Source organism: Isoptericola sp. Y541, from assembly GCF_059445465.1.
On the sequence record NZ_JCAIUJ010000001.1, the window covers coordinates 736,980 to 756,354 of the forward strand.

Consider the following 19,375-nt stretch of genomic DNA (forward strand, 5'->3'; position numbering starts at 1 on the left):
AGTGGGAGCAGCCTAGACGTCAGCCAGAGGACGCGGCGCCGGCCCCGCCGTCGGCCCCGCTACAGTGCAGCCGACACCGCTGTCGCGGAGAATGCCCCGGAGGAGACCGATGGCCCAGTTCGACCTGCCCGTCCCGGAGCTCGAGGCCTACGTGCCCGAGGTCGACGAGCCCGCCGACTTCGACGCGTTCTGGTCGCAGACGCTCGCCGAGACCCGCGCGCACGACGCCGCGCCCGAGCTCGCGCGGGTGGACTCCGGCCTGACCGAGCTCGTCGTGGACGACGTGACGTTCCCCGGCTTCGGCGGCCACCCGATCGAGGCGTGGCTGGTCCGGCCGGCGCACGTCGACGGGCCCCTGCCGGCCGTGGTCGAGTACGTCGGGTACGGCGGCGGGCGCGGGCTGGCGCACGACCACCTGGGGCTCGCGGCCGCCGGGTACGCGCACCTCGTGATGGACACCCGCGGCCAGGGCTCCGGCTGGGGGCACGGCGGCGACACGCCGGACCCCGTCGGCAGCGGCCCCGCCTCCCCCGGCTTCATGACGCGCGGCGTCCTCGACCCCGCGACGCACTACTACCGCCGCGTCTTCGCCGACGGCGTGCGGGCCGTGGAGGCGGTGCGCCGGGTCGACGGCATCGACCCCGCGCGCGTCGCGGTCACCGGCGCCAGCCAGGGCGGCGGCATCGCGGTCGCCGTCGCCGGCCTGGTCCCGGACCTCGCGGCCGCCGTTCCGAACGTGCCGTTCCTCAGCCACTACCGCCGCGCCGTGCAGATCTCGGACGCGATGCCGTACGGCGAGATCACGCGCTACCTCGCGGTGCACCGCGAGCACGAGGACGCCGTCTGGCGCACGTTCTCCTACCTGGACGGCGTCTCCTTCGCTCGCCGCGCCCGCGCGGCCGGCCTGTTCTCCACCGCCCTCATGGACGCCGTCTGCCCGCCGTCGACGGTCTACGCCGCCTACAACCAGTGGGGTGCGCTCGGTGACACCACGCCCGAGAAGGCGATCGATGTCTACCCGTACAACGGCCACGAGGGCGGCCAGGGCTACCGCTTCGCCCCGACCCTCTCCTGGCTCGCCAAGCACCTCTGAACGCGCCGACCCGTCGCCGGTTGAGCTTGTCGAAACCCGGGTCGCTGGTTGAGCCTGTCGACACCCGAGTCGCTGGTTGAGCCTGTCGAAACCCGAGTCGCTGGTTGAGCCTGTCGAAACCCGAGTCGCTGGTTGAGCCTGTCGAAACCCGAGTCGCTGGTTGAGCCTGTCGAAACCCGAGTCGCTGGTTGAGCCTGTCGAAACCCGAGTCGCTGGTTGAGCTTGTCGACACCCTGCCCCTTTGGGTTCGACAAGCTCAACCAGCGGGTCCCCCTGGGTTTCGACAAGCTCAACCAGCGGCCCCGGTCAGGGCAGCAGGCGGGCGCCGTGCGCGGGGCTCGAGGTGCACCAGACGGAGTCGGCGGCGCCCTCGGCGGTCCACGACGCGGCGATGACGAGCGCGTGCTGCCGCGAGCGGGCCAGCGCGGCCACGGTGGGGCCGGAGCCGGACACGAGCGCACCGAGCGCACCCGCCTCGCGGGCGACGTCGAGCGTGCGCTCCAGCTCCGGGCGCAGCGAGAGCGCCGCGGGCTCGAGGTCGTTGTGCAGGGCCCGGCCGAGCGCGTGCGCGTCGCCCGCGCGGAGCGCCTGCATGAGGCCCGTGTCCTCCGCGAGCCCCGGGTCGCCGGCCGCGTCCCCGACGGCCAGATCGTCGAACCGGCCGTAGACGGCGGGCGTCGACAGCCCGTCCTCCTGCACCGCGAACGCCCAGTGGAACTCGCCCCGCGTCATGGCGGGCGTGAGGAGATGGCCCCGGCCAGTGCCGACTGCCGTGTGCCCGAGCATTGCGAACGGCACGTCCGACCCGAGCCCGGCGGCGAGGTCCGCCAGGTCCTCGCGGCTCAGCCCGGTCTGCCACAGGGCGTCGCAGGCGACGAGCGTCGCGGCCGCGTCGGCCGATCCCCCGGCCATGCCGCCGGCCACCGGCACCCCCTTCGCCAGGTGCAGCGCGACGTCCGCCGTCATCCCGACCCGCTCGGCGACCGCCACCGCCGCCTTCCAGGCGAGGTTGGACGCGTCCACCGGCACGTGCGCGGCCTGGGGGCCGTCCACGGTGATCGTCACGCCGGCGCCCTCCGGCACCTGCGTGGCGGTGATCTCCTCGTAGATCGAGACCGCCTGGAAGATCGTCGCCAGCGGGTGGTACCCGTCGTCCTGGACCGCGCCGACGCGCAGCGACAGGTTGACCTTGCCCGGCGCGCGCACCCGGACGGACGGCGACGGGGCGGCGGCGAGGTGGGTCACGCGTCCACCGTGCCAGCAGCGACCGGAAGCTGCTCGGCGATCCGCGCGAAGTCGCCGACCTCGAGCCGCTCGCCCCGCAGCCCCGGGTCGACGCCGGCGGCACGCAGCGCCACCTCGGCGGCCGCGCCCGAGCCGAAGGTGCTCGCCAGTGCGGCACGCAGCGTCTTGCGCCGCTGGGCGAACGCGGCGTCGACGACGGCGAACACCTGCTCGCGCGTCGCGGTCGTGACCGGCGGGTCGCGCTTCTCCAGCGCCACGAGGGCGGAGTCGACGTTGGGCTCGGGCCAGAAGACGTGCCGGCTGACGTTGAGCGACCGCCGCGCGTCGGCGTACCAGGCGGCCTTGACCGACGGGATCCCGTAGGTGCGCGAGCCGGGGCCGGCGGCGAGCCGGTCGGCCACCTCGGCCTGCACCATCACGAGCACGCGCTCCAGCGTGGGGAAGCGCTGGAGGAAGGTGAGCAGCACGGGGACGGCCACGTTGTAGGGCAGGTTCGCGACGAGCGCCGTCGGGGGCTCGCCCGGCAGCGAGGTGACCTCGAGGGCGTCGGCGGTCACCACTTCGAAGTCCGAGTCCGGGGCGTGCCGGCGGACGGTCGCGTCGATCTCCCGCGCCAGCGCCCGGTCGATCTCCACGGCGACGACCGAGGCCCCCGCCTCGAGCAGGCCGAGGGTCAGGGATCCCAGGCCGGGGCCGATCTCCACGACGCGCTCGCCCGGCCGAAGCCCGGCGGCGCGGACGATCTTACGCACCGTGCCGCCATCGTGCACGAAGTTCTGACCGAGCGTCTTGGTGGGGCGCACACCGAGGCGCCCTGCCAGCTCGCGGATCTCCGCGGGGCCGAGCAGGGCGCCAGGGGTGGTGTTCGTCATGGGGGCGAGTCTATTCGGCGACCCGCACCGTGCGGTGCCGGCGGCTCAGTACCAGCCCACCGACTGCGAGTGGCCCCACGCGCCGCACGGGGTGCCGTACACGTCGGTGATGTAGCCCAGGCCCCACTTGATCTGCGTGGCCGGGTTCGACTGCCAGTCGGAGCCGGCGGACGCCATCTTCGAGCCGGGCAGCGACTGCGGGATGCCGTAGGCGCCCGACGACGGGTTGGCTGCCGAGGCGCTCCAGCCCGACTCCTTGGTCCACAGCGACTCGAGGCACGTCCACTCGGAGCCGGACCAGCCGCGGGCGGCCGCCATCTGCTTGCCGATCGAGCGGGTGGACCCGGAGTAGCTCTTCGTCTCGGACGTCGTGGCGGGCGTCTTGGCCTTGGGCTCCGGGCGATCCTTGGTGCCCTTCACCAGCACGCGGGTCACGGGCTTCGTGGTGACCTCGTCGGAGACCTTGGTCTTCTTGACGACCTTGCCGTCGATCGTCGTGACCTGCTGCACGATCGTGCGCTCGCCGTCCTTGCCCTTCGTCACGACCTTCGCGTCCTGGTCGGAGTAGCGCTTGTCGGACTTCTTGGTCTTCGACTCGTTCGCGACGGCCTTGGTGGTGGCGACCTTCTTGGTCTCGACACGCTGCACGACGACGGCGACCTGCGGGGTGGCCGGCGCGGTGGCCGCGTCGTCGACCTGGGTCGCGTTCTCGCCCGCATCCTTCTCCGCCTGCTCCGCGGCCCTCTTCTCTGCGGCCTTCTTCTCGGCCGCGACGGCCTGCGCCACGCTCTTCTTCACGTCTGCGTTGGTCGTTTCGGTGACCTGCACGCGGTCCCTGCCGCCCAGCTCCACGTCCGCCTCGGTGAGCACCGCGGCGACGTCCTCCGCACCCTCCACGACGTCCGTCCCGCCGTCGTGGACCACGGCCACGGGGCCGTCCACGTCGACGTCCACGGGCAGCGAAGCCCGGTCACCCGAGCGCGAGGCGACGATCCGCACGTCGCCGCCGCGGGCGGTGAGCGTGTCGAGCGCCTCGTCTGCGTCGAGGGCGTTGACCCACGTGTCGGTCTCCTCGCCGTCCACCTGGACAGTGAGCTCCTTGCCGGTGCGGACGACGACGTCGGCGCCGTCCTCGAGCGAGGCGCTCGCCGTCGGGGTCACGGTGTCGCGGTCGTCCACGGCCACCCCCTGGGAGTCGAGCATCGCATCCACGGAGTCGGAGTACGAGGTGACGGTGCGCAGATCGCCGTCGACGTCGAGCGTGATGGTCTTGCGGGCGTCGGCGTAGGCGACGGCGCCGCCTGCCACGGCGACCGCGGCAACGGTCGCGGCGGCCAGGAGGGGCCAGCGGCGGCGGCGGCCGCGGGTCGCGGTCCCGTCGGTCGCAGGCTCTGGCGAGGTGTGGGGGATGAAAGTCACGGGGGTCCAGTCGTCGTGCTGTCCGGGCACGGTCGTCGGGGGCGGGCCTCGAGGGCCTGCCGCACCGGGCCGGCGCGTTCGCGCCTGGCTCCGGCCTCCGCACCCTGGGTGCCGAGTATCGACCCACCGATCCGGCGGCCACCCCGCGGTGCCATACACCAGAACAGTGCGGCTCGCACGCGGGACACCCGAACGTAACTGATTCGTTATTGCAAACCTAATCCTCGGGGCCCGACGTGACGAGCCCCACGCCCTCCGGACACACGAAGACCCGCTGGCGGAGCCTGTCGAAACCCAGGGCTCCGGGTTCGACAGGCTCAACCAACGGGTCGTCGGTCAGTCAGGTCAGAGCAGGCCGAGCTTGGCCGCGCACCCGGGCCACTGGCCCCAGCCCGACTGCGCCTGCAGCTTCTTCGCGATCCGCGTCTGCTCGCCGGCGGAGTTCTCGGACGGGAGGCCGCTGCCGCCCATCGCCTGCCACGTCTGTGCCGAGAACTGGTACAGGCCGTAGTAGCCGTTACCGGTGTTCGTCGACGGGTTGCCGCCGGATTCGCACTGGGCCAGCTGACCCCAGACACCGGCGGGCGCGGACCCACCGGCCGACGACGAGCTGTCGTCCGACGAGTCGTCAGAGGACGAGTCGGAAGAGCCGTTGGAGGAAGAGCCGGAGGACGAGTCGCTCGAGGAGGACTCCTTCTCCGCGGGCTCCGGCTCGGGCTCGGGGCGCTCCTTGGTGCCCTTGACCACGATCTCCGTGACGGGCTTGGTCGTCACGTCGTCGGAGAGCTTCTTCTTGCTCACGACGTCGCCGTCGACGGTCGTCACGCGGTACGCGATCGTCCGCTCGCCGTCCTTGCCCTCTTGGGCCACCTTGCTGCCCAGGTCTGCGTACCGGTCGCTGTCCTTCTTGGTCCGCGACTTGTGGTCCACCGCGACCTTCTTGGTGACCTTCTTGGTGTCCACGCGCTCGACGACGATCCGCACGCTGGGGTCACCCTCGGCCTTGGCGGCCTGGCGCTCCACGAACACATGGTCGGCCTTGTCGACCGTGACGTCGAGCCCCTCCAGGATCGCGTCGAGGCCCACCGAGCCGTCGTCCACCACCGTCGTGGTGCCGTCCGCGACGACCGCGACGGCCTGGTCGGCGTCGAGCCGCAGCGGGAGCGACGCACGGTCGCCGGAGCGCGACGCGACGAGCGAGACGTCGGAGCCGCGTGCGTCGAGGCCGCGGAGGGCCTCGTCGGCGTCGAGGGCGGTCACCCACACGTCGTCCTGCTCGCCGTCGACGTCCACGGTGAGCTCGCGGCCGTAACGGACCACGACCTCCGAGCCGTCGCGCAGGGCGGAGTCGGAACCGGGGGTGACCGCATCACGGTCACCGACGCGGACGCCCTGGGCGTCCAGCAGGCCGGCGACCGAGCCGGAGAACGTCTCGACGCTGCGGGTCTCGCCGTCGATGTCGAGCGTCACGCTCTTGCGCGCGCTCTCGTAGGCCGTGGCGGCACCGCCCGCGAGGACGAGGGCGCCGGCCGCGATGCTCGCGATCAGCGGCAGGCGCCGCCGACGGGTACGGGTCGTCGTGTCGGCGCCGGGCGCCTCGGGCGTCGACTCGGCCGAAGGGTTGGGAGTCTCGTTCGAGGAGTTCACACAGGTCCAGTCGTCGTGCGATCCGGCCACGACGACGGGGTCCCGGCTGGCTGCTGGGTCCGGTATCGATCCGGTGGCTCCGAAGACCGTAACCGGATCGTGATCGATGTCCAAGCCTGGTTGTGGTAAGGATGCCCCCGTCTGTCCGGGGCTGTCCGATAAGTCTGGCCGAAACCCGTGGGTCGACTCACACCCCGTATCGCTGGTTGAGCCGGTCGAAACCCGGCTCGAGGTCTCGACAGGCTCGACCGACGAGCGATCAGTAGAAGCCCTTGGCCATCGAGTGGGCCCACGCGTCGCACGGCGCGCCGTACCGTCCGGCGATGTACCCCAGCCCCCACTCGATCTGCGTCGACGGGTTGGTGCGCCAGTCGGAGCCGACGGTCGCCATCTTCGAGCCCGGCAGCGCCTGCGGGATGCCGTACGCCGTGCTCGACGGGTTGTCGGCGTTCCATCGCCAGCCGGACTCCTTGTCCCACAGCTTCTCGAGGCACGCGAACTGGTCACCGCCCCAGCCGCGCTCGGCCGCCATCGCCTTGCCGATCGCCTTGGCGGAGCCCGGGTCCGGGTTGGCCGTCGAGGCCTCGAGGGTGCCCACCACGATCTCCTCGTCCACCGGCTCGCGGGTCACCTCGCGGTCGAGCACCGTGCGCTCCACCTCGGCGCCGTCGAGGGTGCGCACCTCGTAGGTCGTGACGCGCTCGCCGGGGACGCCCGCGGTGCGCACCACCTCGTACCCCTTCGGCAGCTCGTCGGACTCGATGCGCTCGGTCTCGAACGGGATGACCTCGGTGACGCGGTCGGCGTCGGTGTCCCCCCGGCTGACCATCACCACCATCCCGTCCACGGCGGCAGCACCGAGCAGCACGGACGTGTGGTCGTGCTCACCGAGCGTGATGCCCGCGGTGCCGAGCACGTCCCGCACCGTGGACTGGGTGGTGCGGATCGGCAGCACCAGCCCGTCGACGGCGATCTGGACCGTCTTCGTGGTGGAGACCCGCACCTCGTCACGGTCCAGGCGGGTGGAGCGCGACGCCGAGGTCACCGCGTCGGTCCCGCGCGGGCCGAGGGAGGCGAGCAGCTCGCCCACCGTGTGCGCCGTCGTCGGGAACGTCGTGACCTCGCCGTCGATCTCGACGGTCACCTCTCGGCTCGTCCGCACCACGACCTCCCCGCCGTCCGCGACCACGGACGCGGACGCCGGCTGCACCAGGTCGTCCGGGCCGGGCGTGATGTGGTGGTACTTCAGCACGTCGGCCACGGAGGCGCCGTACGCGTCGACGGTGGCGACGTGGCCGTCGTAGTCGATCGTCACGGTCTTGTGCACCTGCGCCACGGCGGCGGCGCCACCGACCAGCGCGATCACCACCGCGCCGTGCACGAGGTGGCGCGCGGGCCCGGTCAGCGCCGCGGCCCGGGGCCGTGAGCGGCCGGGCGCGGTTGGCGTGCGCGTGGACCCGTCAGCCGTCGCCGGGGGGTGCGTCGACGCTTCCGACGCCCTCTTCGCCCTCGACCTCCGCACGAGCACCAGACCGTAACGGAACCGTGACCTCGTGGGAAGCCCCTCGGGCGGTTCGGCGGGCTGCCCGGCGGCGTCCGCCTGGTGCGAGGCGCGGCTCACCGCGCCGTCACCATGCGCCGTAGACCCGTTCGGAGGTGGCCGAGACGGCCGCGCAGACGTCGGGCAGCGGCCGCTCGAGGATCTCCGCCATCGCCCGCACCGTGTGCCCGACGACGTACGGGGCGTTCGGCCGCCCGCGGTACGGGTGCGGCGGCAGGTACGGCGCGTCGGTCTCGACGAGCACGAGGTCGAGCGGCACCGCGCGCAGGGCGGCGCGCAGGTGGTCGTTCTTCGGGTAGGTCACGGGGCCGGCGAACGAGAGGAACCAGCCGCGGGAGGCGGCGAGCGCCGCCATCTCCTCGTCGCCGGAGTAGCAGTGGAAGACCGTACGCTCGGGAGCGCCGTCCGCCAGGAGCACGTCGATCACCTGAGCGTGCGCGTCGCGGTCGTGGATCTGCAGCGCCAGGCCGAGCTCCTTGGCCAGGGCGACGTGCGCGCGGAAGGCGTCGCGCTGCGCCTTCTCCCCCTGCGGGCCGGTGCGGAACAGGTCCATCCCGGTCTCGCCGATCGCCCGCACGCGCGGGTTGGTGCGGGCGACCTCCGCCACGCGCGCGATCGCGTCGTCGAGCGGCACGTCGTGGTGCGCGGCCGGGGTCGGCTCCAGGCCGTCCGGGCCCACCTCGCGCACGCCGGCGTGCAGCACCGCCTCGTTGGGGTGGATCGCCACGGCGCCGACCACCCTCGCCGCTGGTTGAGCTCGTCGAAACCCGGGGGTGGTCTCGACAAGCTCGACCCACGAGGTGTCGACAGGCTCGACCAGCGGGTCGCGCAGCAGGTCGTCGGTCCAGGCGATCGCGGGCAGGTCGCAGCCCACCTGCACCACCCGGTCGACGCCCGCCGCCGCGGCGCGGGCGAGAAGCTCCGCAACACTCGGCGCCGGGACGTCGTCCGGCTTCCGGTCACTCTCGTCCTGCGCTCGCAAGCTCGCTCCGGACGAACGCTCAGCCAGCACCTCGGCGATCGCCTCGAGGTGCGTGTGATTGTCGGCGACCGGGACGGGCAGGGGCTCCGGGTCCGGCGGGAACCCGCGTTCGCGCTGGCGTGCCACGCGGCTCAGGCGTCGTCGGCGAGACGCGGGAAGAGCGCGGCGCCCTTGGTCACCGTGGCCCCCGCGGGCAGGACGCCGAAGATCGCGGCGCCCGACATCGGCTGGGCTTCGAGCGCACCGAGCGCGGGCTCCGCCCCCAGCGCCTCCCACAGCGCCTGGGCAGCCTGGGGGGTGACCGGGTGCAGCAGCACCGCGAGCGCACGCAGGGCCTCGGCCGCCGTCACGAGCGACGTCGCGAGTCGGCCGCCGTCCACGCCGCGCCCGTCCTCGTCCGTCTCGCCGGGCTCCTTGGCGACCTTCCACGGCTGCGTCTCGGTGATGTAACCGTTGGTGGCGTCGACCAGTGACCACACGGCCGCGAGGGCGTCGTGGATCGCGAGCCGGTCGATCGCGTCCTCGGCGTCCGCCACGGCCTTGGCCGCCACCCGCTCCAGCGAGGTCTCGAGGTCCGTCCGCGCGCCCGCCGTCGGCAGCGTGCCGCCGAAGTACTTGCCGATCATCGCCGCCGTGCGCGAGGCGAGGTTGCCGAAGCCGTTGGCCAGCTCGCCGTTGTACCGCGCGACCATGTCCTCCCACGAGAACGAGCCGTCCCCGCCGAAGGCGATCGTCCGCATGAAGTAGTAGCGGAACGCGTCGGAGCCGAAGGTGTCGATGATGTCGCCCGGCGCGATACCGGTGAGGCGAGACTTGCTCATCTTCTCGCCGCCCACGAGCAGCCAGCCGTGCGCGAACACCTGCTTCGGCAGCGGCAGCCCGACCGCCATGAGCATGGCCGGCCAGATGACGGCGTGGAACCGCAGGATGTCCTTGCCGACCAGGTGCACGTCGGCGGGCCACGTCCGGGCGAACTTCTCGCGCGCGGCCTCGTCGTCCGCGCCGTAGCCGATCGCGGTGACGTAGTTGAGCAGCGCGTCGAACCACACGTACAGCACGTGCTTGTCGTCCCAGGGGATCGGGATCCCCCAGTCGAACGTGGACCGCGAGATCGACAGGTCCTGCAGGCCCTGCTTCACGAAGCCGATGACCTCGTTGCGGGCGCTGGCGGGCTGCACGAACTCCGGGTGCTCCTCGTACAGAGCGAGCAAGCGCTCCGCGTACGCGCTCATGCGGAAGAAGTAGTTCTCCTCCGAGAGCATCTCGACCGGCGTGAGATGGATGGGGCACAGCTTCTGCCCCTCGTACTCGCCGGTGCCGTCGACCAGGTCGCCCGGGAGCTTGTACTCCTCGCAGCCCACGCAGTACGGACCCTCGTAGGAGCCGGCGTAGATCTCGCCCTTGTCGTACAGGTCCTGCAGGAAGGTCTGGACCGCGGTCTCGTGCCGCTCCTGCGTGGTACGGAGGAAGTCGTCGTTGCGCACGTCGAGCGTCTTCAGCACCGGCTGCCACGCCGTCTCGACGAGGCGGTCCGCCCACGCCTGCGGGCTGACGCCGTTCGCCTCGGCGGTGCGCAGCACCTTCTCGCCGTGCTCGTCCGTCCCGGTCAGGAACCAGACGTCCTCCTGGCGCTGGCGGTGCCAGCGGGTGACCACGTCTGCCGCGACGGTCGTGTACGCGTGCCCGATGTGGGGGGCGTCGTTGACGTAGTAGATCGGCGTCGTCAGGTAGAAGGTCTTCGCGGGCTCGGGCATGGTGCCCATCGTAGATGTGTCGCGACGGCAGTCTCACGATGTTTCACGCCGCCGACCGGCGGGTCAGCCGAACGTGACGCGCACCAGCCGGTCGTCGCCGTCGCGCGGTGTCCCGCGGCCGTCGGTGTTGTTGGTCAGCACCCACAGGCCGTCGGCGTCGCCTCCGTCGGGGACGACCGGCGCCACGTTGCGCAGCCGGCCGAGCTCGCCCGTCAGCAGCGCCTGCGGCTCCCCGAGCGCGCGGACGCTGCCGTCGGCGTCGACTCCGGTGCCCTTGCTCGGCTCGGCGCTCGCACCCTCCTCGGCTCCGGACGCCGTGTCGCCGAACGGCACGCGCCACAGCCGCTCGCCCCGCAGGCCTGCGAGGTACACGGCGTCGTCCGTCACCGTGAGGCCCGACGGCGACGCCTCGTCGGTCGACCACCATGCGACCGGCGCGACCGTACCGTCGCCGGCGCCGTCCGGGCCCTCCACCTCGGGCCAGCCGTAGTTGCCGCCGGCCTCGATCACGTTCAGCTCATCCCACGTGTTCTGCCCGAACTCGCTCGCGAGCATCCGCCCGGCGCGATCCCACCCGAGGCCCTGGACGTTGCGGTGCCCCAGCGTCCAGACCGGCGACGCCTGGGCGTTGTTGCCGGCAGACGGGTTGCCGGGAGCCGGCTCGCCGTCGGGCGTGATCCGCAGGATCTTGCCGCCCAACGAATCGGGGTCCTGGGAGTTCTCCCGGTCCCCCGCGTCCCCCGTGCCGACGTACAGGTGGCCGTCCGGGCCGAAGGCGAGCGCCCCGCCGTCGTGGTGCCCGGCCCGCGGGATGCCGTCGAGGACGGTCGTGAGCTCGCCGAACACGGCGCCGTCCAGCGCGCCGCGCAGCACGGCGTTGTCGTCGGCGCCGGTCCGGTAGACGAAGACGTCGCCCGACGCCGGGTCGACCGCGACCCCCAGCAGCCCGCCCTCGCCGTCGGGCGTCGTCTCGGCGGCCAAGCGGTCCGCCCCGGGCCCGGTGACCTCCGTCGTCGTGCCCTCGTCCGGGTCCACGACGACAAGCCGGGCCTCGTCGCGCAGGCTGACGAGCAGCGTGCCGTCGTCCAGCGCCGCGAGCCCCCACGGGACGTCGAGGCCGTCCACGACGGTCTCGATCGTGACCTCCGGCGTCGCCGACGACGGCTCATCGGCGGTAGGGACCGCCGGGCTCCCCGTCCCGTCCGGGGGCGCCGCAGTCCCCGACACCACGGGCGGCTCTCCGTCGCCGGCCGAGCCGCAGCCGGCAAGGACGAGCAGGAGCCCCGCGACGAGGCCGGCGACGGCCCCGGTACGACGCAGGTGGCGGGTCATGCCCCCATCTTGGAGCGCCCGACCCGCCACCGTCGACACCAGGGCCATGCAGCGGCATGCTGTCCCCAAAGGTTGGTCAAGGGAGGTCGTCATGTCGATCACCGAACGCTTCCGACGCGTGTTCCAGCGGCACGAGGAGCCGCCCCTGGAGCGGCCGCGCGACCTGCCACCGGACTCCCTGGCTCACGAGAGGGGGTGGCCGGTCGCCGGCACCATGGCCGTCCAGCCGCTCTACTGCCCCGACTCGTCCGGCGGCGGGTACTGCTGACCGACCGACAGGCCTGACGCCGCGCAGCCCGCGGTGGCAGGGTGGGCACCATGAGCTCAAGCACCTCCCCCGAGAGCGTGCCCCGCCGCGCGCTCGTCGTCGTCGACGTCCAGCCCACCTTCTGCGAGGGCGGCGAGCTCGCCGTGGACGGCGGCGACAAGGTCGCCGAGGACGTCGCCGCGCACGCCGTCGCGCACCGCGACCGGTACGAGATCGTCGTGACCACGCAGGACTGGCACATCGACCCGGGCGAGCACTTCAGCGACCACCCCGACTTCGTCGACTCGTGGCCGCCGCACGGCCTCGCCGGCACGCCGAACGCCGAGCTGCACCCTGCGCTGACCGACCTGCACCCCGACGTGTCGGTGAAGAAGGGCCAGTACGCGCACGGCTACTCCGGCTTCGAGGGCACGGACGGCGAGGGCCGCACGCTGGAGCAGGCCCTGCGGGACGCCCGCATCGAGGCCGTCGACGTCGTCGGCCTGGTCGAGTCGCACTGCGTCAAGCGCACCGCGCTCGACGCCGTCGGCCTCGGGTTCGCCACGCGCGTGCTCACCGACCTCACCATCCCCGTGAGCCCCGAGCAGGGCGTGCAGGCCCGCGCGGAGCTCACCGCGGCCGGAGTCGTCCTCGCCCCGTCCACCGCGAGGTAGTCCCAGAAATCGCGAGGTAGTTTGAAAATCCGCGAGGTAGTTCCAAAAATGGCTAGGTAGTTCCAGACCCGTCGAGGTAGTCAACTACCTCGCGCAGGTGCGATGACCGGTTGAGACCGCCGAACTACCTCGCCATTTTTGGAACTACCTCGCGGAGACCTGGACTACTTCGCGGCGAGGGCCGCGGCGTACAGGTCGCGCTTGGGGACGCCGGCGGCGGTGGCGACGCCGGCGACGACGGTCTTGAGCCGCTCGCCCGCCCCGACGCGGGCCAGCACCTCCGGCACCAGCTCCTCGACGCTGGGGGCGCCGCCCGCGGGCGCGCCTCCGACGACGACGCAGATCTCGCCGCGCAGGCCGTCGCCGGCGGCGGCGCGCGCGTCAGCCTGCGCGACCAGGTCGGCGAGGGGCCCGCGCAGCACCTCCTCGTAGGTCTTGGTCAGCTCGCGGCAGACGGCGGCGGGCCGGTCGGCGCCGAAGGCCTCCGCCATCGCGCGCAGCGTCTCCGTGATCCGGTGCGGCGCCTCGAAGAACACCATCGTGCGCGGCTCGGCGGCCAGCGCCCCCAGCCACCGCGACCGTTCCCCCGCCTTGCGTGGCACGAACCCGTCGAACGTGAACCGGTCGGTGGGCAGGCCGGACAGGGCGAGCGCCGTGAGCACGGCGGAGGGCCCCGGCGCGGCGGTCACCCGCTCCCCGCGCTCCACGGCGCGCGCCACGACGCGGTAGCCCGGGTCCGACACCGCGGGCATCCCGGCGTCCGACACCACGAGCACCGTGCCGCCGTCGGCCACGACGTCCAGGAGCTCGTCGGCCCGCGCCGCCTCGTTGTGCTCGTGGTACGACGTGACCCGCCCGCCGACGACGATCCCCAGCCGCGCCGCGAGCGCGTGCAGCCGGCGCGTGTCCTCGGCGGCGACGACGTCCGCCTCGGCGAGCAGCCGGCGCAGCCGCGGCGACGCGTCCTCGGCGTTCCCGATCGGCGTCGCCGCGAGCACCACCGTCCCGGCCTCGGCGCGGAGGGGGGTCTCGGCCGCTCCGCCGCCGCCGTCGGGTGACACGGCGCGGCTGTCGGTGGACGGGTCGGAGGTCATGGTGACCAGCGTCGCACGCCCCTACGATGACCCGGTGACCGCCCCCGACGCCGACGCCACCGCCTCCGGCGATCCCGCGCCCGCGGGCACGCCGCCGGCCCCTGCCCGCCATCTGGCGGTCGACGAGCCGGAGAGCACGCCGCCGCCTGCGTTCCCCGGCTCGCCAGCGCCCGCGTTCCACCCGACGCCGGAGGAGGACGACGGCCGCTCGACGCAGGCGCGGCTGCTGGAGCGCCTGCTCGGAGGCCGCCGGGTGCGCCTCGACCTGCGCCGGCGCGACCGGTTCTGGGGCTGGTTCGGCACCCTGGCGGTGACGCTGCTGGCGGCGGTGGCCCGGCTGTGGCAGCTCGGCCAGCCGCACAAGCTCGTCTTCGACGAGACGTACTACGTCAAGGACGCCTTCACGCTGGGCCGGCTCGGCTTCGAGGCCCAGTGGCCCGACGAGCCCAACCCCGCGTTCGAGGCCGGCGACGTCTTCACCTACCTCGAAAAGGCCGCGTACGTCGTCCATCCGCCCGTGGGCAAGTGGATGATCTGGCTCGGGATGGAGGCGGGCGGCGGGGCGACCAGCTCGTTCGCCTGGCGGCTCGCGAGCGCGGTGGTCGGCATCCTCGCCGTGTTCCTCCTGGTGCGGATCGCGCGGCGCCTGTTCGCGTCGTCCACCATGGGTGTCGTCGCGGGGCTGCTGCTCGCCGTGGACGGCGAGGCGATCGTGCACTCGCGGACCGCCCTGCTCGACCAGTTCGTCATGCTGTGGGTGCTGGTGGCGTTCGGCTGCCTGGTGCTGGACCGGGAGCAGGCCCGACGGCGGCTCGCGTCCCGGGTGGCGGAGATCCTGGACGCCGGCGGCACGGTGGCCCGCTACGGACCCCGGATCGGCTTCCGGTGGTGGCGGCTCGCCGCCGGCGTCAGCCTCGGGCTCGCGTGCGGCACCAAGTGGTCCGGCCTGTGGTTCCTCGCCGTGTTCGGCATCCTCACGGTCTTGTGGGACCTCGGCGCACGGCGCGCGGCCGGCATCGGGCGCTGGTGGGAGGACTCGCTGGTCGTCGACGCCGTGCCCGCCTTCTTCACGCTCGTGCCCACCGCGCTGGTCACGTACCTCGCGTCGTGGTGGTCGTGGTTCACGCACCCGGGCGCGTACATGCGCCAGTGGGCCTCCGAGCATCCCGGCGAGGGCATCACCTGGCTGCCGGGGCCGCTGCGCAGCCTGCTCGAGTACCACCGGCAGATGTGGGACTTCCACACCGGGCTGTCGTCGGAGCACCCGTACGCCTCGCACCCGCTCGGCTGGATCGTGCAGTGGCGGCCCACGTCGTTCTTCTGGGAGAAGGACGCCGCCGGTCAGGGCACCTGCCCCGCCGACGCAGCCGACGCCTGCGCGCGGGCGGTGACCTCGCTGGGCAACCCGCTGCTGTGGCTGCTCGCCGCCCTCGCGATCGTCGCGACCGTGTGGCTGGGGATCCGCCTGCGCGACTGGCGCGCCCTCGCCGTGCTCAGCGGCACGATCGCGGGCTGGCTGCCGTGGCTGGTCTACGCGACGCCGTTCACCCTCCTGCCCTGGTTCCACGAGCGGACCATCTTCACGTTCTACTCGATCGTGTTCACCCCGTTCGTGGTGCTCACGCTCGTGTACCCGATGGTGGTGGCGCTGGAACGGACGGAGGGACGGCGCAGCGCCCGGGCACGCGTCGTCGCGGCCGTCGTCGCCGTCCTCGTCGTGATCGTGGCCGTCTCCGCCGTCTTCTACCCGCTGTGGACGGGCACGCAGGTCCCCTACCCGTACTGGCAGTCCGTCATGCGCTTGGAGTCCTGGATCTGATCCCGCGCTGGTTGAGCCCGTCGACACCGGGTCCGTGGTTTCGACAGGCTCAACCGACGACCACCCCTACCAGTCGACCTGCGGGGTCGGGTGGAACTCCCACCCGGCGTCGCGCCACGCGGGGGCCTGCGCGGCCGTGCGGACACGGAACGCCTCCCAGTCCTTGCGCTCCGGAGCCGTCCACGCGACCTCGGCGACGGCGCCCAGGCGGGGCAGCAGCATGGAGAACAGCTCGTCGCGGGTGGTGATCGTCTCGGTCCAGACGGCGGCCTCGACGCCTTCGATCGAGTCGGCGGGCAGGCCGTCGATGACCTGCTCCGGCTCCCAGTCGTAGGAGTCGCGCAGCTCGACGTAGCCCGCCCAGTCCAGGCCCAGCGGGTGCTCGGGCGTGTACTGCATGTCCAGGTAGGCGTGGTTGCCGGGCGACATGACGAACCGCGCGCCGCCCCTCGCGGCCGCGACGAACCGGTCGAACTCCTCGCCCTTGGGCTCCCAGTACTGCAGCAGCGTGCCCGGCTCGACGGGGCCGCGGGCGCCCTCCTGCCAGAAGATCGGCGTCTTGCCCGACTCGCGCACGATCCGGGCGGCGAGCTCGACGAACTTCGCGAACTCCTCGACCTCCATCGTGTGCACCTCGTCGCCGCCCACGTGCACCCACTCGCCGCGGGTCATGGCGGCCACGTCGCCGATGACGTCGCGCAGGAACGGCTCGGTGGCGGGGTTGTCGAACCACAGGCGGGAGAAGCCCACCTCGATGCCCTCGTAGGCCTCGGTCGGCAGGCCGTCGTGCGTCAGCGCGCCGTACACCTGCGTGGCGGCGTTGATGTGCCCGGGCATGTCGAACTCCGGCACGATCGTCACGAACCGCTCCGCCGCGTACTCCTGCAGCTCGCGGTAGTCGCCGGTGGTGAGGAAGCCCGCCGTACCGCCGCCCACCTGGTTGTCGGACGCCTTCTCCAGCTCCGGGCGCGACGGGATCTCGAGGCGCCAGCCCTGGTCGTCCGTGAGGTGCAGGTGCAGCACACGGAGCTTGAACGCCGCGACGAGGTCGACCACGGCGCGGATGTCCTCGGGCCCGAACCAGTGCCGCACGACGTCGAACGACAGGCCGCGCCAGCCGTAGCGCGGCGCGTCGTGGACGACGACGGCGGGCACCTCCCGCGCGCCACCGTCCGCCTCCCCCGGGCCGGCGGGGACGAGCTGGCGCAGGGTGCGCACGGCGTGCAGCAGCCCGACGCGCTCGGGGGCCGTGGCCTCGACGCCGTCGGTCGTGACGCGCAGGGTGTACCGCTCGGGGTTGTCGGAGCCCTCCGGACCCGCGGCGGCGTCGAGGCGGAGCACGACGGCGGCGGCGCCGCCCACGGGGTCGGCGCCGTCAGCGACGACGCGCACCCCGGCAGCCGCGAGCTGCTCGGCGGCAACCGCCGCGAGCGCGGCGTCGGGCGCGTCGAGGCGCACGGCGTCCAGACGGAGCGTGTCCCCGTCCTGCCGGTCGACGACGGTGGGCCACGGGATCAACGGCAGCACGGCGATCATTCTCCAGACGTGGTTCGGCACAGCGCCGGGCACGTGGTGGCACGGTCGGCACGGGAGCGAGGCGAAACGTTAACGATCCTGCCGAATCCGGCGATCCGGTGTCAACGTCACCCCGGACTGCCCCGTCGTCGCGCGCCCTCAGGAGGCGGCGATGAGCACGGGCGCCGGGGCGGGCGGCACGAGGGCCGGGTTCGCCGCCGTCGTCGTGGCCGGCCCGGACCAGCCGAGGTGCACGCCCTCGGGGACGTCCGTGCTGACCTGGTTCCACACCCACTCGCCCGTGGTGACCCCGCCCGTGCGGTCCGCGAGGAGCACCACCTCGACCTGGGGCAGCGGGCGCAGCCGGTCGCGGTCCGGGACGGACTCCGGGCGCGTCTGGTGCACCACGAGCATGGTGGGCGGGAGACCCTCGCGCGTCGCGAGGTCGGCGAGGTAGTCCGTGACGCCCTGCAGCTCGGCGGCGGTCATCTCGTGCGACGTCGTCGACGAGCCGTCCCCGACCCGCGACTCCGGGTGCACCGCGACACCCACGCCCGGGTTGCGCAGCAGCGGCTCGGCGGCCCGCACCTGCTCCACCACCGGCGCCGGCCCCGCGCCCACGTCGAGCAGCACGTACACCCCCGCGTCACGGGCGGCCTCGATCGTCGGCCGCAGCGCGTCGACGTCCTCCTGGGTCACCCAGTCGCCGTCGTCGCCGGGCCCGCCCGCCGTGGCGCTCACGGGCACGACGAGCGTCGGCACCAGCGGCCCGGCGTCGGCCGGGGCGCCGTCGTCGCCCTCTGCCGGCTCGTACGCCGCGGCCGCCGCCTGCGCGCGGGCCACGGCCGCCGCCGGGTCGTCCCACCGGGCGACGTCGACCGTGACGTACCGGCCCGGCAGCAGGTGCTGCGACTTCGTGGGGAGCAGGGCCGCGCGCTCCGCCGCCGCGACGCGCCACGCGAAGGTCCCGGCGTCGCCGAACGAGCCGCCCACCCCCACGACGGTCAGCGCCTGCGCCCGGTCGACGTCCTGCACGATCCGCCGGGTGCCGAGGTCCCCGCCCGGCACCTCGCTGGTCACGGCGCCGGCCGCGCGGAGCGAGGCGATCGCCGCCTCCTGCCCCGCCACCGGATCGACGAGCGCGAGGACCTCACGCAGGAGGCTCGGCTCGCCGCGTTCGGCGACGGACCCCCCCGGGTTGGCGGTCGCGCCCGTCGTCGGGCCCCCGCCCAGCATCGTGTCGAGCCGGGACGTCAGGTCCTTCAGGTCGTCGTCTTCGAGCGCGGGGTCGCCGCCCTCCCCGCCGTCGTCACCGTCGTCACCGTCGTCACCGTCGTCACCGCTGTCACCGTTGTCACCGCTGCCGACGACGTCGGGGGCGACGCGGACGGTCTGGACCCCGGCGGCGTCCGCCACCGCCTGGGACGCCTCGCCCGTAGCAGCGGCGTCGTCCTCGCCGGTCACCACGACCGCGACGCGGGCGCCGAGCCGGCCCAGCTCCTCGGCGAGCCCGCCGTCGGAGTTGTCGCCCCCGGCCAGCAGCGCGGGTCCGTGCACCGCCACCGCGGTCGCGGCGAGCGCGGGGCGTGCCGCCTTGTCGGCGGCGTCCGCGAGCACCACGACCTCGGACCGCGCGTAGACGGTCTGGCTCGTGGTCAGGGCGAGCTCGACCGGGTCCGCGGAGTCCAGCAGCACCGTGTGGGTCGACAGGTCGCGGACCGCGACCGCCGGGGCAGACGACGGGGAAGCCCCACTCTCGCTCGGCGGCGACGCTGCGCACCCCGCGAGGGCAAGTGCGCCGGTCACGACGACGGAAGGAAGGACGAATCGGACGTTCCGGAGGGACACGCCGCTCATCTTTGCGCATCCCCGGCGTCCCGGTCGACGGCCTCCACGGAGAAATACGCGGGCGTTCGGATCGTGGTCGCCGATGTTCCGGTAGCGAATGACGAAGGCCGCCGATCTGCGGAGTGCAGATCAGCGGCCTTCGATCTCGGTGGAGCTAGCCTCGATCTTTCATCGGGCCGGTGAGCATGTTGGTGACGGCGTCGGTGCCGTTGTTCGGGCGTGATTCCGGCAGCAGGGTGTGACAGGTCGCCGCAGGTCGCCTGCGGGGGCCGG

Annotated in this window: 15 protein-coding genes; 4 read left to right on the forward strand and 11 right to left on the reverse strand. The window is 73.3% G+C overall.

Going from position 1 to position 19,375, the window contains the following annotated elements:
• The first annotated feature begins 109 nt into the window (after positions 1–109).
• Entirely contained in the window at positions 110–1,093 is a 984-nt protein-coding gene (locus tag AC1C2V_RS03320; RefSeq protein ID WP_495388138.1) for an acetylxylan esterase, read from the forward strand.
• Between the two features lie 306 nt (positions 1,094–1,399).
• Here AC1C2V_RS03320 and AC1C2V_RS03325 read toward each other — a convergent pair whose 3' ends face one another.
• From AC1C2V_RS03325 to AC1C2V_RS03360, 8 genes are all read right to left on the reverse strand, one after another.
• Positions 1,400–2,338 (reverse strand): 4-(cytidine 5'-diphospho)-2-C-methyl-D-erythritol kinase, encoded by a 939-nt coding sequence (locus AC1C2V_RS03325; RefSeq protein WP_495388139.1) that lies wholly within the window; start codon positions 2,336–2,338, stop codon positions 1,400–1,402.
• Positions 2,335–3,210 (reverse strand): 16S rRNA (adenine(1518)-N(6)/adenine(1519)-N(6))-dimethyltransferase RsmA, encoded by an 876-nt coding sequence (rsmA, locus tag AC1C2V_RS03330; protein ID WP_495388140.1) that lies wholly within the window; start codon positions 3,208–3,210, stop codon positions 2,335–2,337. The genes AC1C2V_RS03325 and rsmA overlap by 4 nt, the downstream gene beginning before the upstream one ends.
• A gap of 45 nt (positions 3,211–3,255) precedes the next feature.
• Positions 3,256–4,629 (reverse strand): resuscitation-promoting factor, encoded by a 1,374-nt coding sequence (locus AC1C2V_RS03335; RefSeq protein WP_495388141.1) that lies wholly within the window; start codon positions 4,627–4,629, stop codon positions 3,256–3,258.
• A gap of 345 nt (positions 4,630–4,974) precedes the next feature.
• Positions 4,975–6,276, reverse strand: coding sequence for a resuscitation-promoting factor (locus AC1C2V_RS03340; RefSeq protein WP_495388142.1), 1,302 nt, complete (start codon positions 6,274–6,276; stop codon positions 4,975–4,977).
• A gap of 259 nt (positions 6,277–6,535) precedes the next feature.
• Positions 6,536–7,642, reverse strand: a complete 1,107-nt coding sequence (locus AC1C2V_RS03345; protein ID WP_495388143.1) for an aggregation-promoting factor C-terminal-like domain-containing protein — start codon at positions 7,640–7,642, stop codon at positions 6,536–6,538.
• Positions 7,643–7,904: 262 nt separating this feature from the next.
• Positions 7,905–8,945, reverse strand: a complete 1,041-nt coding sequence (locus AC1C2V_RS03350; RefSeq protein WP_495388144.1) for a TatD family hydrolase — start codon at positions 8,943–8,945, stop codon at positions 7,905–7,907.
• Between the two features lie 5 nt (positions 8,946–8,950).
• Positions 8,951–10,573, reverse strand: a complete 1,623-nt coding sequence (gene metG, locus AC1C2V_RS03355) for a methionine--tRNA ligase (protein ID WP_495388145.1) — start codon at positions 10,571–10,573, stop codon at positions 8,951–8,953.
• Positions 10,574–10,636: 63 nt separating this feature from the next.
• On the reverse strand, positions 10,637–11,905 hold the full coding sequence (locus AC1C2V_RS03360; RefSeq protein ID WP_495388146.1) for a PQQ-dependent sugar dehydrogenase: 1,269 nt from the start codon (positions 11,903–11,905) through the stop codon (positions 10,637–10,639).
• Between the two features lie 91 nt (positions 11,906–11,996).
• On the opposite strand from AC1C2V_RS03360, the gene AC1C2V_RS03365 reads away from it, so the two are divergent.
• Both AC1C2V_RS03365 and AC1C2V_RS03370 read left to right on the forward strand, forming a co-directional pair.
• Positions 11,997–12,173 carry a hypothetical protein gene (locus AC1C2V_RS03365; RefSeq protein WP_495388147.1) on the forward strand — a complete coding sequence of 59 codons (177 nt, stop codon included), beginning with the start codon at positions 11,997–11,999 and terminating at the stop codon, positions 12,171–12,173.
• A gap of 50 nt (positions 12,174–12,223) precedes the next feature.
• A complete protein-coding gene (locus AC1C2V_RS03370; protein WP_495388148.1) occupies positions 12,224–12,826 on the forward strand; it encodes an isochorismatase family protein in 603 nt (200 codons plus the stop codon).
• Between the two features lie 164 nt (positions 12,827–12,990).
• Here the strand turns inward: AC1C2V_RS03370 and rsmI are convergent, their stop codons facing one another.
• Entirely contained in the window at positions 12,991–13,920 is a 930-nt protein-coding gene (gene rsmI, locus AC1C2V_RS03375; RefSeq protein ID WP_495388149.1) for a 16S rRNA (cytidine(1402)-2'-O)-methyltransferase, read from the reverse strand.
• A 34-nt stretch (positions 13,921–13,954) separates the two neighbouring features.
• Here rsmI and AC1C2V_RS03380 point away from each other — a divergent pair, with 34 nt between their 5' ends.
• Complete coding sequence (locus tag AC1C2V_RS03380) at positions 13,955–15,739, forward strand: dolichyl-phosphate-mannose--protein mannosyltransferase (protein WP_495388150.1); 1,785 nt, start codon at positions 13,955–13,957, stop codon at positions 15,737–15,739.
• A 66-nt stretch (positions 15,740–15,805) separates the two neighbouring features.
• Here AC1C2V_RS03380 and AC1C2V_RS03385 read toward each other — a convergent pair whose 3' ends face one another.
• Positions 15,806–17,275, reverse strand: coding sequence for a beta-N-acetylhexosaminidase (locus AC1C2V_RS03385; RefSeq protein WP_495388151.1), 1,470 nt, complete (start codon positions 17,273–17,275; stop codon positions 15,806–15,808).
• Between the two features lie 138 nt (positions 17,276–17,413).
• Positions 17,414–18,949 (reverse strand): hypothetical protein, encoded by a 1,536-nt coding sequence (locus tag AC1C2V_RS03390; protein WP_495388152.1) that lies wholly within the window; start codon positions 18,947–18,949, stop codon positions 17,414–17,416.
• Positions 18,950–19,375: the final 426 nt, after the last annotated feature.